Origin of the sequence: Pantoea sp. ANP04, from assembly GCF_041982285.1 — a bacterium.
GTDB classification, from domain to species: domain Bacteria; phylum Pseudomonadota; class Gammaproteobacteria; order Enterobacterales; family Enterobacteriaceae; genus Pantoea; species Pantoea eucalypti.
This window is the reverse complement of record NZ_JAUTYS010000013.1, coordinates 57,543-73,796: the sequence shown is the minus strand read 5'-3', so window position 1 is coordinate 73,796 and position 16,254 is coordinate 57,543. Positions and strand designations below refer to the sequence as shown.

Genomic DNA, 16,254 nt, shown 5'->3' with positions numbered 1-16,254 from the left:
GGGCCTGCAATCGCAGGCCCTTTTCATAACGAGCCTAGGGAACATAAGTCCCGGAGCAGTTCATTTGTGCGGCGCCTTTGTCAGCCGTGCTCAGGGAATACCATGCGTCAGCTGTTTCGCTTTATGTATCAGCACGGTAGCCATCTCGCCTTTGGCGCGATACTGATGGCAATGTCGAGTTTTGGACAGACTTACTTCGTATCGCTTTACGGGCAGGACCTGCGTCAGGCATTCGGGCTCAGCGACGGCGGGCTGGGCGGACTTTATGCCGCGGGCACCGTGATGAGTGCCGTCACCCTGACCTGGGCGGGCAGGCTGATTGACTACACCACTACCCGTCGATTCACCCTGGCCGTTACCCTGCTGATGATAACGGCGTGCCTGCTCGTCTCCGGTGCGCAGGCGGCATGGATGCTCTGTGCAGGCTTTTACCTGCTTCGCCTCGGCGGACAAGGCCTGATGGTGCATACCGCCCTGACGGTGACTGCGCGTCAGTTCCCGCTGGACGCCGGAAAAGCGCTGGGTGCTATCGCACTGGGCCTGTCGATCGCACAGGCGCTGTTTCCGTTGGCTGCCGTGCAGATTAACTATCTGACGGGATGGCGCACTGCCTGGCTGATTAATGCTGCGGTTCTGTTTGTCGGCGTTGCGCTGGCTGTCAGCTGCCTTACACGCACTGCCGAAAAGCCGCTGCGGACGTTCAGAAAGCGGGGCGCAGAGAAGGTTCGCGAAATGTCAGTATGGAAAAACCGTAACTTGCTTCTGGCGCTGCCGGCAGTGCTGGCGTCACCTTTCATTACCACGGGATTCTTTTTTCATCAGGCGCGTCTTGCAGAGGAAAAAGAGTGGGCACTGTCGTGGGTTGCTGCGTGGTTTATCGCCTACGCCGTTACGCAGGCGGCGTCCCTGTTATCATTTGGTCCGCTGATAGACCGGCTCACACCGCGCCGTCTTCTGCCGTGGTTTCTTCTGCCGCAAGGCGCTGGCATGCTTGCGCTGTGGCTCAGCAGCAGTCAGTGGGTCACGCCGTTTTATCTCATTATGACCGGCGTATCGTCAGCCATTGCGTCCACGCTGGCGACCGCGCTATGGGTGCAGCTCTTTGGCCCCGCACAGCTGGCAAAAGTGCGATCGGCTGTTGAGGCAGGTACGGTGCTCGCCAGTGGGGCCTCTCCGGTCATCATGGGTGTGCTGATTGATCATCATGTCACTCTAAGAATACAGGCGCTGATTTGCTTGGTCTTCATTCTCACTGCCAGCTTGGCCGCAACCCGGGTTAAGGCCGCCAGCCCCGAGGACATAAACAGCTAAACACAGGACTTACCTGACAGGCCCAAAGTGCAGTAAGTAAATTCAACTCTGTACCGAAGCGGACAACGTCCGCTTTTCGCTCAAATGAGACAACCATAATCACATCTCCTCACCCAATGGAGATTGAACATGACAGTATCCCCCTGGAACAAAAGCCGCCTTATTGGCCAGAAACGACCTCTTCAGATCTCTCATATCTGGGGAATTCGTATCCGTCTTGAGCTGGAAGGAAAAGTCCGCGATTTGGCTCTGTTTAACATGGCTCTGGACAGTAAACTTCGGGGCTGCGATCTGGTTAAGTTGAAAGTTTCTGATGTGGCCTATGGACACACTGTTTCGGGCAGAGCGACTGTGCTGCAGCAAAAAACGGGCAGCCCTGTTCAGTTTGAACTGACGAAGGGAACCAGAGAGGCTGTATCCGCATGGATCAAAATCGCTCATTTACGTAGTAGCGACTATCTTTTTCAGTCCCGCATTGGTTCTTCAAGACACATTTCAACCAGACAATATAACCGTATTTTTCATGGATGGATTGAGAAGCTGGGTCTCGATGAAACACTCTACAGTACGCATTCCATGCGCAGAACAAAGCCATATCTTATCTATAAAAAAACGAAAAACCTTCGTGTTATCCAGTTACTTTTGGGTCATAAAAAACTCGAAAGCACTGTACGTTACCTGGGCATTGAAGTAGATGATGCCCTGGAGATATCAGAGTCGATTGAAGTCTAATTTGTCAGGGCTGCTACAGCAGCCCTGTGCCAGAAACGTACATTTTCTTTGAGCCTGAACTGGCAAAGTTCTCTCAGTATCAAAACCGTTAAACTGGGTGTGCCGCAAAGCGCTTTTCAGGTAAGCCGGGGCTGACATCAGATTCAGCCTTGAGCAGTGCACCGTCATATTCAGACAGCGCAGTAAGCCCCACAGAAGCAGTGGTGCAATAGAGATGGGTAAAACCCTCACCGGCAAGTGCTGGACAGGTGCTCTGCATTCCAGGTGATGTCAGAATAGCAGCGGTGGTCCCATCCGGGCGGTAACGGACAACACGGCTCCCTCCCCATTCAGCATTCCATAGATATCCCATCGCATCCACGCAGCAGCCGTCAGGCGCGCCGCTGCCTTCGGTTTCTGCGAACACGCGCTGGTTTCGCAGCGAGGGATAATCACAGCACATTATTCGGCCCTGCATCGAGTCACAGTAATAGAGCGTGCCACCATCGGGGCTGAAACAGATGCTGTTCGGGATAGCCACATCGGGCAGTGCAAGCGTCTCAACAGTCAGCGTCGCCGCGTTGAGCCGGTGAAATCTACCGATGACTTTAACGGGATAACCGTCATCCATCGTTCCGAAGACAAAATTACCGGTACGGTCACACCGTCCATCACCTATGCTGGTGCCGGTGTCTCCCGGTGAAGGGGCCACCGGGGTAAGCAACCCGCTGTTGAGATCATAGAAAGCCAGCCTGGATGCAAATCCCATCAGCAGAACGTTGTTTTGTTCAGTCAGGGCAAAAGAGCCGAGACGTTCAGGAAGCGACCAGCGCATCACAGCGCCAGTGCCTTCTTCCAGTGCGAGCAGTTCACTGGCTTCGATGTCAGTCCAGTAGAGCCTGCGGGTTCTTTCACACCACAGCGGGCACTCTCCCAGCGTATTCCTGACATCAACTGCGATTGATAACATGTTAAGCCTCCGGATTATTTAGGGTTTTACCGTTCGTCGGCAGAGGTGGGTAACGCCGTTACTGCAGAAAACGTGCTGAGAGCCGCTCGCCGAAAAGCATGACGGCGAGTCCGGCCAGCATGACAACCAATCCCCCCAGCCTGAGTAACGAAACCGGCCGACGCACAGCCCCAGCAGGCCAAAATGGTCAAACATCTGCGAGGAAAGTAACTGTCCGACAATAGCCAGCCCGAGCAGGGCTGAAAACCCGATTTTCGGTGCAAGCACGACATAGCTGAACAGAGCACATGCGCCAATAAGACCGCCCGCCAGACTCCATAGAGGCTGCGATGGGATTGCTGATAACGATGTTATCAGCCCACCTCGCAGCAGGGCGTAAATACCCAGACTGAACGCGCCCGCCGTAAAGGAAAAAAGCGCAGCAGTGACCGGGTCGCCGCCCAGTCCTTTTGCCAGCTGGCTGTTCAGGGTCGTCTGCAGGGTGATCCCCAGACCTGCGGCAAAGGCGATTACGTAATAGATCATGCTTTTCATCCCGGTCAGTCTGACTGCTCCAGCGGCAGGAAGGTGTCAGCAAACATGTCAGGCTGGTAGCCAGAGGCGGTAAACAGGTGCTCACGTGACTCATCAATTGCCGCACGCAGTCGCGAGCTGTCCACGCCCAGCACCTTGCCGTTCTGTTTAAGGATTCGCCCGCCGATCATGACGGTATCGATGTTGCTGCGCTCGGCGGCATGAACCACCGTGCCAAAGGCATTGCCGGACGGGTAAAGGTTGAGGTCACTGGCGTTAATCAGAACCAGATCGGCTTGTTTGCCTGGCGTCAGGCTGCCCACTTTGTCCCGTAACCCTGCACAGGCTGCGCCATCGAGAGTCGCGGCTTTAAGGAGTTGCGCCGCCGGAAGCGTTTTCAGCGCATGTTCAGAATCGCAGCATTGCTCCTGATGCATCCCCATCACCCGCTGAAGGTAAAAGGCAACGCGCATCTCCATAAACATGTCGGTGCTGTACGACGTTTCATTGTCTACGCTCAGGCCTGGACTGATGCCATGACGCTGCGCGGCCTCAATGGCGAACATTCCGCTTTCAATGCCATAGTGCGAATCTGAGCGTGGACAGACGTTCACCCGGACACCTGCTTCCCGCAGAATTTCCCATCCACGGTCAGACAGCGCCGTGCAGTGATTGAAAATATTGTCCGGACCCAGCAGCCCCTGCTGATGCAGCGACTCAAGTTCAGACCCCATCTCAGCCCCAAAGAACTCCGTTACAATCGGCAGTCCCAGCCTGCGTGCCTCGGTCCACAACGCTGGCTCCAGCTGCGCCATAACGGCGAGGGAGACCAGGCTTTCAGGGGCGCTGGTGAAATACTTCTCCTGCAGGCGCTGCCAGTTTCCCGGCCAGTGCGCTTTATCCCATTCGCCGGCTACCGGTGCGCCGGAAGCATGAATGGCACGAATGCCGGTATCAAGCAGGGCCTCGACGGCGGCATCGGAATGCGCTGCGGTCCGGCTATTGTGCGAGTTATCAATCATCGTGGTAATGCCCGCATCAATAGCGCCCAGCGCTGTCAGCAGATTGCCGACATAGATATCGGCAGGACGATAATATTTTGCGAACGAGAAGTGCGTGGCATTGCTGTAGTCATCCAGACAGGTGGCGTTCGGGTTAATGCGGCGCAGCTGTCCTTCCCATGCATGACGATGAGAATCGACCATTCCCGGCATGGCAATCATGTTAGTTGCATCAATCACCTGCGCACCAGGCGCGTCAAGGTTCTGGCCTACAGCGGTGATCGTTGAGCCGCTGATAAGAATATCACCACGTTCAATGTTACCGACGTTCTCGTCCATGCTCAGTATCGTCGCGTCACGGATCAACGTTACCTGAGACGTGATGTTTTGATTATTAACAATATTTCTGATGTAACCGCTCATTGACTTGTCTCTTTCCTGATTGATTGGGAAACGATACGCTACGCCATTAACCTGAAAAAGATGCTTAAAACGTTTTCATAATTCATAATTCGCGAATAATTACACTTACGTTTATTGCGGAACAGAACCATGGACAGGATTCAGGCTATGCAGGTTTTCATGCGGGTCGCTGAAGCCGGAAGTTTTGTGCGCGCGGCCAAAACGCTGTCACTGCCTTCATCCACCGTCACCAGCACGATTAAAAATCTTGAAAAATATCTGCAGGTGCGCCTGCTTAACCGGACGACAAGGCGGGTCAGCCTCACGCCTGAAGGCCTTCAGTATCTGGCGCAGTGCCGGGAGATCCTGTCGCTGATTGAACACACTGAATCCAGCCTGACTGATTCCGTCAGACGCCCCCAGGGACGGTTGCGGGTTGATATGCCTGGCGGGATCGCCCATTTCATCGTTATGCCCAACCTGAAAGATTTTTACCGGCTCTACCCGGATATTTACCTGATGATTGGCGTCAGTGACCGGCAGGTCGATCTTGTTCAGGAAGGCGTGGATTGCGTCATCCGAACCGGAGAATTGACTGACTCCACACTGGTTGCCCGTCCGCTTGGCCGGTTTCGCTGGGTGACCTGCGCCTCGCCGGACTATCTCAGAGAGCACGGTATTCCTGAGACGCCGGAGGCGTTGTTGCAGCATCGGGCGATTCATTACTTTTCCGGTTCGGGAAGACGCACTAATGAACTGCGTTTTACACGAGGCACGGAGGTACTATCCATCCCGGTCGCGGGCGATGTAGCCGTTAACGAAACGGGACTCTATATCAGACTGTGTCTTGAGGGTTTTGGACTGGCGCAGCTTGCTGAGAATGTCATCTCGGAAAAACTGCAGCAAGGGACGCTGGTCGAGGTTCTGGCGGACTGGCAGCCAGCTTCAGTGCCGGTGACGATGCTCTATCCGCATCAGCGCTTTCTCTCTCCTGCAGTGCGTGTTTTTGCTGACTGGGTCGCCGGGCTTTTTAATGATAGCGCGGCGGAGAATCTGTCTTCCCTGTAAAAGATGCCTCCGATAGCAGTAAGACGCTGCAGAACGATAATTAATAACATCCACAGCAGGGAAACCATTGTCCCCCGCGGTATCAGCAATTTCAGCCAGGCTGCTGTGAAGGTTCCAGGTGAGCGTTTCGTCCGGCAGCCATTCCAGTGCAGGCACCTGCGACCGCGATTGCTGCGGTCATCAGTAACGGCACCGTCCAGCCTCCGGACAGCTCCTGTACTTTACCAAGCAACAGTGGCCCCATTGCTGCCATCAGATAACCGACACTCTGTGCCATGCCTGACAGCGCGGCAGCATCACCGGCGTTTTTGGTACGCAGCCCGATGAAGGTCAGACCCAGCATCATGCTGGCGCCACAGCCGAAGCCGAGAAGCGCCGCCCATAGCATCGCCAGATTCGGCAAATACAGGATGCCGATATAGGACACTGCGGTTACCAGGCTGACGCCAGCAGCAGCTAATTTCTGATCGTTAAGACGGCGCAGCGTGGCGGCCAGAATCAGGCCGGGAATGGCGGTGGTCAGTTGAAGGATACCGTGTACCTCACCAGCCTGAGCTGAGGAGAGTCCACTGTCCGTAAGAATGGCTGGCAGCCAGCCGACCGCAACATAAAACGGCATCGCATTCAGGCCCATAAACAGGGTGACCTGCCAGGCCAGAGGCGAGCGCCAGACCGCGACGGTCGCCGCTTTTTTCTCCCCCACAGCTGGAAGCTGATGCTTTTTCTTCAACTGGGGCAACCATAAAAGCAGCGCCAGCAGAGGTGCAATCACCAGCATGGCTAACGCGATGTTCCAGCCCCAGCTCTGCGTCAGAGGAATGATAATGGCTGAACCAATAGCACCAGCCGCGCCCATGGTGATGGAATATGCCCCCGTCACGGAAGCCACGTTGCCGGAAAAGTCGCGCTTTATAAGGCCAGGCAGAAGAACATTGCCCAGGGCAATCCCGATACCTATCAATAGGGTTCCGCCATAAAGCGCCCAGACGCTGTCTGTGGAGCGAAGCAGAATACCAGCTGAAATCACGGCGAGTGCACCAAAAAGGGTGCGTTCCAGACCGTACTTCCTGGAGACGGAGGCGCTCAGGGGTGAAAAGGCGGCAAAGGCCAGTAAAGGCAGTGAGTTAAGCAACCCAACGGCAGTAATACTTAGCCCAAAATCATGGCGAATGGACTTTAAAACGGGTGCGATAGCGGTAAAAGGAACACGCAGGTTAATGGCGATAAAAAGGATGCCGGTCACAAGTATGACTGAAGACCACTTGTTCGTAGTGTGAGACATAAATTTTGCTTTCTCTGGTAAAAAGAAAGACTTTAAAGGACGAATGAGTTACAGAATATAGACAACCTGACAATATATAACTAAATCATGCCAGTTGATAAAAAACCGGTGACCTCACCGGATGAGTTTAATGCCGATGCTTTCAGTCAGGCTGCTATAGCCCTGCATGTATCTTCGTCTGGCGAGTATGCCGGGCAGAGTCCGCACGCTCACCGTAAGGGACAACTTATTCTCTCTTTGCGCGGTGCAGTGAGCTGTGAGGTTGAGGATGCGCTGTGGATTGTTCCACCGGGACATGCTGTCTGGGTTCCGGGTGAAATCCCCCACAGTTGCCGGGTCACGAAGAATGCAGATACCTGCTTTCTGTTTATTGAACCCGGCGCAGCAGCGATGCCGGAAGCCTGCTGTACCCTGGCGATTAGTCCTCTTGTCCGCGAGATTGTTCTGTATCTGGCAGAGCAGGAACATGCTTATTCGCCTGACAGTAAAACCGCGAGGCTGGCAGCGGTGCTGCTGGAACATATAACGGATGTGCCGGTTAAAGCGCTCCACCTGCCTGTATCCGGCCATCCTAAAATCAGGGCTATGGCTGAGAGACTTTTTAAGGATCCTGATGACCGGAGGACGTTAAAAGAGTGGGCTGTACACCTGGCAACCAGCGAGCGATCGCTGGCCAGGCTGATAAAAAATGCTACAGGACTGAGCTTTGGTCGCTGGCGTCAGCAACTGCATTTAATGATTGCCCTGAGCCATCTGGCTGAAGGGCTGTCTGTGCAGCGCGTAGCCGGTATGCTGGGTTATGATTCGGTCAGTGCGTTTATCACCATGTTCAGAAAAGCGCTGGGGAAGTCACCAACGCAATATTTTTCTTCCCTAGACTAATGCAATAAAACGCAAACCGGATTTTTACAACGACTGTCAGCGTCCGCTTTTCGCTCATAACGGACATTAATCACCTATAGTCACTGCGCATCTTTAGCCCCTCCCTGGTTGATATTAAACACAACTGCTCACCTGAACTAACCCGCACACTCTCCAGATCTGCTCCAGCAAAACGCCGCACCATCGCCAACAGTGCAGGTAAGGCCTGCCTGAAGAGCAAAGTGTGCGAGCCAGGGAGGGCGAGCCCAGTCCGCAGGGATGCGGGATCCCTTTGCGATCAGGCAGGCCTTTCCTGCACGACGCACCGGCTCACCAAACCCTCCCAGCCTGTTCACCCGAACAATCCCGCACACTCTCCAGATCTGCTCCAGCAAAACGCCGCACCATCGCCAACAGTGCAGGCAAGGCCTGCCTGAAGAGCAAAGTGTGCGAGCCATGGAAGGCGAGCCCAGTCCGCAGGGATGCGGGATCCCTTTGCGATCAGGCAGGCCTTTCCTGCACGACGCACCGGCTCACCCGCTCACCCGCTCACCAAACCCTCCCAGTCTGCTCACCCGAACAAACCGCAAGGATGCAGGATCCCTTTGCGATCAGGCAGGCCTTTCCTCCGCAACGCACCTCTCCCCAACTCCCCCACCCCGAACCTGCAAATCCGCCCGATAAAACCGCACCACCTCACCCACCACCAGCAGCGACGGCGACACCGGCTGATCCCGCGCGACCGTCTCCGCCAGCCCACCCAATGTGGTAATCAGCACCCGCTGATCCGGCCGGGTTCCCTTCTCAATAATCGCCACCGGCGTCTCCGCATCCCGTCCCTGCGCCTGCAACTGCGCACTGATCGACGCACTCCAGCTCAACCCCATATAAAACACCAGTGTCTGATTCTCTGCCGACAGCGCAGCCGCATCCAGCTGCGGCTCGCCACTCCGGCCATGACCGGTAATCAACCGCAACGACTGCGCACAATCCCGGTGCGTCAACGGAATGCCGCTGGCCGCCGCACAGCCCACCGCCGCGGTAATCCCTGGCACCACCTCACAGCGAATCCCGGCCTCCTGCAGGCTCACCATCTCCTCGCCACCCCGACCAAAAATAAACGGATCGCCTCCCTTCAGGCGGATCACATTGCGCCCGCTACGCGCCAGATCCACCAGCAACTGATTAATCTGCGCCTGCTTCAGCCCATGCTGCCCCGGCTGCTTACCCACATCAATGCATAACGCACTCTCCGGCACCTCTGCCATCACCGCTTCACTCACCAGCCGGTCATACACCACCACCTCAGCCCGCTGCAGTAAACGCAATGCTTTCACCGTCAGCAACTCCACATCGCCAGGGCCTGCACCCACCAGCCATACTGCACTCTGCGGCTTTGTCACACCGGCCGGAGCCAGTAACTTATCCAGAGAATCAATTGCTCGCGTCATCATTCCTCCACAACCACATCGGACAGCAATAACTGCTTCAGCTCCGGAATACAGGAGCCGCACTGTGTGCCGCACTTTAGCTTCTCGCCTAACGCCTGAGTAGTGCGACACCCCTGCGCCATCGCCTGCAAAATCGTCTGCTCACCCACCGACATACAGCTACAGATAATCCGTCCCGCTGCACGCCGCTGCATCGCCTGCCCCGCCAGCACGCTGTGCCGCCCGGCTGCATCCTGCGGCGCATCCGCAAACGCCGCCGCAACAAACGCACTATCCAGCGACGGCAAGGCGCTACCGGCATAAAACGCCAGCTGCAATGCACCGTCGCGCCATGCCAGCAACCGGTAATCAGCGCCGCTGCCAGTGGCGACCTGCACGTCACAGCCTGACAGATCAATCTGCTCTGCCAGCCACGCCTGCGGCGATCCCGCACCCGCCACGGCATAGCGCTGCACCGCCGGATAAGGCGCGCGCGACCAGTAACGTAATCCCGCGAGCGGCGCAATCTCACGCTGCCAGAACCAGCCCTGCCAGGTCACCGCCAGCGGACGAATCCGTACCGGCGTCTGCTTCAGCGCAGGCTGCCCAGAAAACGAACAGGCCTGGCCGGCGATCAGCATATCGACGTGACTCTGCTGACTGAACTGCCGGTTCCAGTGCATCGGCACAAACAACTCGCCGCGCCGCATCCCCGCATCAATACGCACCCGGGCGCTGATCCAGCCCTGCGCAGACTGCACCCGCGCCAGAACGCCCACCGTCACGCCATACTGCGCGGCGTCAGCAGGATGCAGCGCCACAAAGGGCTCATCGCAATGCTGCATCAGACGCGGCACCAGCCCGGTACGCGTCATGGTATGCCACTGATCGCGCACCCGACCGCTATTCATCAGCAGCGGGTAAGCAGAATCTCGCCGCGGCAGGAGAGGCGTGGCCGGGACAAGCAGACGGGCTTTACCGTCCGGATGGAAAAAGCGGCGATCGCCAAACAGTCGGGCGCAACCCTGTGGAAAATTACAGTTCACCGGCCACTGCACCGGACGCAGTGCATCCCATTCAGCCTGACTCAACTGCGCCAGCCCGCTGATATCAAACGCGCGCTGGCCATGATTTTCAAAGCCCGACAGCGCGGCATGCTCGCGGAAAATCTCCGACGGATGCTGCCAGTTGAAGCCCTCACCAAAGCCCAGCCGCTGCGCCACCTGCGCCAGCAGCCACCAGTCAGGCCGTGCATCACCTGGCGCGGCGGCAAAAGCGCGCTGACGCGAAATACGCCGTTCTGAATTTGTCACCGTGCCGTTCTTCTCACCCCATCCCTGGGCCGGCAGCAGAATATCGGCAAAGGCGCTGGTATCGGTCTGCGCCATCACATCCGACACAATCACCAGCGGGCAGGCCGCCAGCGCCTGCGCTACGCGATTCCCCTCCGGCATCGACACCGCCGGATTGGTGCCCATAATCCACACCGCTTTCACCTCGCCTGCCGCAATTGCCCTGAAAAGGTCCAGTGCGGTCAGCCCCGGCTCGCGGGCAATCGTCGGGCTGCGCCAGAAGCGCAGCACCCGATCGCATTCTGCTGCCGTAAAACTCATGTGCGCCGCCAGCTGATTTGCCAGGCCACCCACTTCACGTCCGCCCATCGCATTCGGCTGTCCGGTCAGCGAAAAAGGTCCGCAGCCCACGCGCCCTATTTTACCCGTCAGCAGATGCAGATTAAGAATCGCCTGGTTATTGTCGCTGCCGGTGACGGACTGATTAATCCCCATACACCACAGCGTAAGTACACGCTCATGCTGGCTGAACAGCTGGAAAAAATGCGCGACCTGCTGCTCCGTTAAATCACAGGTATCAGCCACCCGCACCACATCCCACTGCGCAGCAGCGGCCAGCGTTTCATTCACGCCATTAAGGTGAGGCAACATGCTGCTATCAAGGCCATCGTGCTGAGCCAGCCAGTGCAGCAGACCGGAGAACAACGCCGAATCACTGCCGGGACGGAGCGGCAGGTGGAGATCGGCCTGGTCACAACTTGCCGTGCGGCGCGGATCAATCACCACAATTTGCATTGCAGGTCGTTGCTGCTTTGCCTGCATCAGCCGCTGCCAGACCACAGGATGCGCCCAGGCAGCATTGGAGCCAACCAGCAACACCACATCGGTCTGCTCCAGATCCTCATAGCAGCAGGGCACCGCATCGGCTCCCAGCGCCCGCTTATAGCCGACCACCGCCGATGCCATACAGAGCCGTGAATTGGTGTCGATGTTGGCGACACCGATGTAGCCTTTCATCAGCTTATTGGCGACGTAGTAATCCTCCGTCAGCAGCTGGCCAGAACCATAAAATGCCACTGCCTGCGGACCATATTGATCGATCACCGCACGCAATCCCGCCGCCGCCGCATCCAGCGCCGCATCAAGGCTGACCGGCTGGCCGTTAACTTCGGCGGTCAGCAGACGTCCCTGCGACGTCAGCGTCTCACCCAGCGCCGCCCCCTTAACGCACAACCGGCCCGCATTGGCCGGATGCTGCGGGTCGCCAGTCACGGTTGCCTGATGAGGTCCCTGCGGCGTGACGCAGACGCCACAGCCGACGCCGCAATAGGGACAGGTGCTGTTCATGATGCCTGCGCCAGCTGATTGAGCGGACGATTTGCCAGCCAGATCTGCCCCGCTTCGAGCTTCACCGGCCAGCAGCGCAGCTGGTGCTGCGGATTATCCAGACTCTGGCCGTCACGCAATCGTATCCGCTGCTTGTAAAGCGGAGAGATCACCACCGGCTCACCGCCGACATCGCCCAGGATCCCGCGCGACAGCACGCTGGCGTCGCTGCCAGGTTCGCGATCTTCCAGCGCAAACAGCGCGTCACCCAGACGGAACAGCGCGACACGCTCACTGCCAAGTCGTGCGCCAATCCCCGCCTCTGGGGGAATCGCCTCCAGTGCGCAGATTGCACTCCAGGGCTCAGCGGGCAGTTGCAGCAGCGGACGCGCAGGTACGGATTCAGGCTGACGCTGACCGCGTACCCGGCTGTAGTGCAGGGTTTCATCAGCGTGGTCGCTGTTAACCGTTGGCGTAAACAGCGCACGGCGCGACGGGTCCGCCAGCGTGGTCTGCCACTCGCACTGGTATGCGTCTGCCACCTGCTGCATCTCCTGCTCCAGCGTCTCGCCCAGCCCGAGGCTATCCTCAATGATGACCTGCCGCAGATAATCCAGACCACCTTCCAGATTGTCCATCCAGACACTGGTACGCTGCAGCCGATCGGCGGTACGGATGTAAAACATCAGCAGGCGATCGACATAGCGCAGCAGCGTCGCGTCGTCGAGATCGCTGGCGAACAGATCAGCATGGCGCGGCTTCATCCCGCCATTCCCGCAGACGTAGAGGTTCCACCCCTTTTCAGTGGCGATCACCCCGATATCTTTGCTCTGCGCTTCTGCACACTCGCGGGTACAGCCCGAAACCGCCATCTTGATCTTGTGCGGTGCGCGCAGCCCCTTGTAGCGGTTCTCCAGCGCAATGGCGAAGGCGGTCGAATCCTGCACGCCGTAGCGGCACCAGGTCGATCCCACACAGGACTTCACCGTTCGCAGCGATTTGCCGTAGGCGTGACCGGTTTCAAAACCCGCTTCCAGCAGCGTCTGCCAGATATCCGGCAACTGGTCGAGCTGCGCACCAAACAGGTCGATACGCTGCCCGCCGGTGATTTTGGTGTAGAGGTCGTAACGCGCCGCCACCTCGCCAATGGCGATCAGCCCCTGCGGCGTGATCTCGCCTGCCGGAACGCGCGGCACCACGGAATAGGTGCCATCTTTCTGGATGTTGGCGAAGTAGCGGTCGTTGGTGTCCTGCAGCGGCAGATGCGCCGGTTTCAGCAGATAATCATTCCAGCAGGAGGCGAGCAATGACGCCACCAGCGGCTTGCACACTTCACAGCCGTTCCCCCGACCGTGCGATGCCAGCAGCGCATCGAAGGTTTTAAACTCGCCAGCCCGCACCAGGTGATACAGCTCCTGGCGTGAATAGCTGAAGTGGTCGCAGACATCTTTTTTCACCTCAACGCCGAGATTTTCCAGCTGAAACTCCATCACCTGCTTCACCAGCGCCGCACAGCCGCCACAGCCGGTGGCCGCTTTGGTGCAGCTCCTGATGCTGCTCATCTCACCGCAGCCGCCTTTCACCGCCGCGCAGATATCGCCCTTGCTGACGTTGTGGCAGGAGCAGACCTGGGCGCTGTCCGGCAACGCCGCGACGCCGGGCGCTTTTGGCGCACCGGCAAGTGCAGGCAGAATCAGGCTTTCCGGTGCGGTCGGCAGCGGTAAGTCATTGAGCATCATCTGCAACAGCGTGGCGTAATCGCTACTGTCACCCACCAGCACGCCGCCCAGCAGCCGGGTGCCCTCCGCAGAGACCACGATTTTCTTGTAGATGCCTTTTGGCCCGTCGGTCCAGTGATAGTGCTGGCTGCCCGGCGTGCGGCCGTGAGCGTCACCAAACGAGGCGACCTCCACGCCCAGCAGTTTCAGCTTAGTGCTCATGTCTGCACCGCTGAATGCGGTGGGTTCAGCCGCCAGATGTCCGGCCAGCACCCGCGCCATCTGATAACCCGGCGCGACCAGGCCAAAGATCTGACCGTTCCACAGCGCGCATTCGCCGATGGCAAACACGTCGTCATCGCTGGTCTGGCAGCGATCGTTAATCTCAATGCCGCCGCGCGGTCCCAGCGTCAGACCCGCCTCACGCGCCAGCTCATCGCGCGGCCGGATACCGGCGGAAAACAGCACCAGATCGCCGGGTAAACTGCTGCCGTCGGCAAAGCGCAGCACCACGCTGCCGTCAGGCTGTCGCTCAATCAGTTCGGTCTGTTTCGAGGTGTGAACCGTCACGCCCAGCGCATCGATCTTCTGACGCAGCATCAGCGCACCGCCCTCATCAAGCTGCACCGCCATCAGGCGCGGCGCAAACTCCACCACGTGCGTTTCGAGCCCGAGCTGCCGCAGCGCATTCGCCGCCTCCAGACCCAGCAGGCCGCCACCAATCACGATGCCGCGCTGGCTATGGCGGGCGCAGGTGGCAATGGCATCAAGGTCGTCCAGCGTGCGATAGACAAAGCAGCGATCGCCGTCGTGGCCCGGCACCGGGGGGACAAACGCGCGTGAGCCAGTCGCCAGCACCAGCTTATCCCAGGCCAGTTCACTGCCCGTGCTGTCACGCAGGCTGCGCTGCTGGCGGTCGATCGCGACAACCGAATAGCCACTCCGCAGTTCGATACCGTGCCGGGCAAAGAAGTCCCCGTCGACCAGCGACAGGTCGTCGGCCGTTTTGCCGTTGAAATAGTCCGACAGATGCACCCGATCGTAAGCCTGCTGGCGCTCCTCGCCATAAACCACGATGTGATAGTGCTGATGCATTTCGCGGGCAACCAGCTGCTCAAGAAAATGGTGACTGACCATGCCGTGACCCACCACGGCTAAAACCGGTTTACTCATTTCAGGACTCTCTGCAGCCTGTGGCTGCGGTTCAGGTTGATCGTGATCGAACAGGGCAGCGAACGTGACAGGTTCGGCGTGCTGAAGACGCTCCATCAGCGCAGGCCCTTGCCGGGTGTCGCCAGAAAGCAGCACGCCACAGAGGCGGCCATGACGAAGAAAAAGACGGCGATAGTCGCCAGAGATCGGGTCAAAACTGCTGATAGAGGGCGCCTCACTGACGTCGCCCGCGCTGAACAGTGAAATGCCACTCACTTTGAGGCGTGTCGCCAGCGGCTGGCTGACAAAATCCGCCAGCGGCGATCCGGCCAGTTGCGCCGCCAGAATCTGCGCCTGCGCCAGACAAGGCGCGACCAGACCAAAGGTTTCGCCCGCGATTTCACAGCACTCACCCACCGCGTAAACTCCAGGAATGGCACTGCGCAGCTGACCATCCACCAGAATGCCGCGCTGACACGGCAGACCCGCCGCCTGCGCCAGCGTTATCCCGGGCTGAACGCCGATGGCGATGACCACCTGTGTGGCGGCAACGTGGTGGCCGCTGGTCAGCGTCACACCCGTCTCGTCAATCGCCACAAGTCCGCTGTTGAGTTCACAGCGGATGCCGCGCTGCGCTAATGCCGTCAGCAAGAGCTCGCCCGCTTTTGCATCCAGCTGGCGATCCAGCAGCCAGGGTTTGTGGTGGACCAGCGTGACATCACGGCCACGGGCGCGGAGTGCTGCTGCCGCTTCAATACCCAGAAAGCCGCCGCCCAACACCACCACCGGTCCCTGACCTGCCAGCAGTTGCCGGACGTCAGCAATGCTGCGAAAAACCCGGACGCAATCCGCATCGATGCCAGGAATCGCGGGCAGACGAGGCTGCGAACCGGTGGCAAACACCAGTTGATCCCAGCTGAGCTGGCGCCGATCGGTCTGCACAGTACGCGCGGCAAGATCGACCTGCAGGACGGTTTCACCGTTCAGGAGCGTGACGCCGTGCCGCTGATACCACGCCTGATCGTGGATCAGGGTGTCACTGAAGGATTTTTCACCGGCCAGCACCGGCGACAACAGCACGCGGTTGTAGTTGCCGTGCGGCTCGCGGCCAATGACCGTGATGGCGTAACGCTGCGGCGCACGTTGCAGCAGGCTCTCCACCATCTGCATCCCCGCCATGCCATTACCTATCACCAGCAACCGTTGCCTCATGGTCT

General features: G+C 58.3%; 10 protein-coding genes and 1 pseudogene. 4 read left to right on the top strand and 7 right to left on the bottom strand.

Features of this window, described 5'->3' with window-relative positions:
- Nucleotides 1-102 precede the first annotated feature (102 nt).
- On the top strand, nucleotides 103-1,311 hold the full coding sequence (locus tag Q7C21_RS17340) for an MFS transporter (RefSeq protein ID WP_375150969.1): 1,209 nt from the start codon (nucleotides 103-105) through the stop codon (nucleotides 1,309-1,311).
- 129 nt (nucleotides 1,312-1,440) lie between these two features.
- Nucleotides 1,441-2,043: a site-specific integrase gene (locus tag Q7C21_RS17335; RefSeq protein WP_003848391.1), complete on the top strand. Its 603-nt coding sequence runs from the start codon at nucleotides 1,441-1,443 to the stop codon at nucleotides 2,041-2,043.
- 88 nt (nucleotides 2,044-2,131) lie between these two features.
- Here Q7C21_RS17335 and Q7C21_RS17330 read toward each other — a convergent pair whose 3' ends face one another.
- From Q7C21_RS17330 to Q7C21_RS17320, 3 genes and pseudogenes are all read right to left on the bottom strand, one after another.
- Complete coding sequence (locus Q7C21_RS17330) at nucleotides 2,132-2,992, bottom strand: SMP-30/gluconolactonase/LRE family protein (RefSeq protein ID WP_375150968.1); 861 nt, start codon at nucleotides 2,990-2,992, stop codon at nucleotides 2,132-2,134.
- 58 nt (nucleotides 2,993-3,050) lie between these two features.
- Nucleotides 3,051-3,517: pseudogene (locus Q7C21_RS17325) on the bottom strand (DMT family transporter).
- Nucleotides 3,518-3,531: 14 nt separating this feature from the next.
- Nucleotides 3,532-4,929 carry an amidohydrolase family protein gene (locus Q7C21_RS17320; protein ID WP_003848388.1) on the bottom strand — a complete coding sequence of 466 codons (1,398 nt, stop codon included), beginning with the start codon at nucleotides 4,927-4,929 and terminating at the stop codon, nucleotides 3,532-3,534.
- A gap of 129 nt (nucleotides 4,930-5,058) precedes the next feature.
- On the opposite strand from Q7C21_RS17320, the gene Q7C21_RS17315 reads away from it, so the two are divergent.
- Nucleotides 5,059-5,976 (top strand): LysR family transcriptional regulator, encoded by a 918-nt coding sequence (locus Q7C21_RS17315; RefSeq protein WP_140915681.1) that lies wholly within the window; start codon nucleotides 5,059-5,061, stop codon nucleotides 5,974-5,976.
- Nucleotides 5,977-6,067: 91 nt separating this feature from the next.
- Here the strand turns inward: Q7C21_RS17315 and Q7C21_RS17310 are convergent, their stop codons facing one another.
- Entirely contained in the window at nucleotides 6,068-7,258 is a 1,191-nt protein-coding gene (locus Q7C21_RS17310; RefSeq protein WP_140915680.1) for an MFS transporter, read from the bottom strand.
- 87 nt (nucleotides 7,259-7,345) lie between these two features.
- Here Q7C21_RS17310 and Q7C21_RS17305 point away from each other — a divergent pair, with 87 nt between their 5' ends.
- Entirely contained in the window at nucleotides 7,346-8,140 is a 795-nt protein-coding gene (locus Q7C21_RS17305) for a helix-turn-helix domain-containing protein (RefSeq protein ID WP_003848385.1), read from the top strand.
- A gap of 590 nt (nucleotides 8,141-8,730) precedes the next feature.
- Here the strand turns inward: Q7C21_RS17305 and cobA are convergent.
- Genes cobA through nirB form a run of 3 tightly spaced genes read right to left on the bottom strand, consistent with a single transcriptional unit; the run spans nucleotide 8,731 to nucleotide 16,249 of the window.
- Nucleotides 8,731-9,570, bottom strand: coding sequence for a uroporphyrinogen-III C-methyltransferase (gene cobA, locus Q7C21_RS17300; RefSeq protein ID WP_283543520.1), 840 nt, complete (start codon nucleotides 9,568-9,570; stop codon nucleotides 8,731-8,733).
- Nucleotides 9,570-12,188, bottom strand: a complete 2,619-nt coding sequence (locus Q7C21_RS17295) for a molybdopterin-dependent oxidoreductase (RefSeq protein WP_375150967.1) — start codon at nucleotides 12,186-12,188, stop codon at nucleotides 9,570-9,572. Before Q7C21_RS17295 ends, cobA begins: the two co-directional genes overlap by 1 nt.
- Entirely contained in the window at nucleotides 12,185-16,249 is a 4,065-nt protein-coding gene (nirB, locus tag Q7C21_RS17290) for a nitrite reductase large subunit NirB (protein ID WP_375150966.1), read from the bottom strand. Before nirB ends, Q7C21_RS17295 begins: the two co-directional genes overlap by 4 nt.
- Nucleotides 16,250-16,254: the final 5 nt, after the last annotated feature.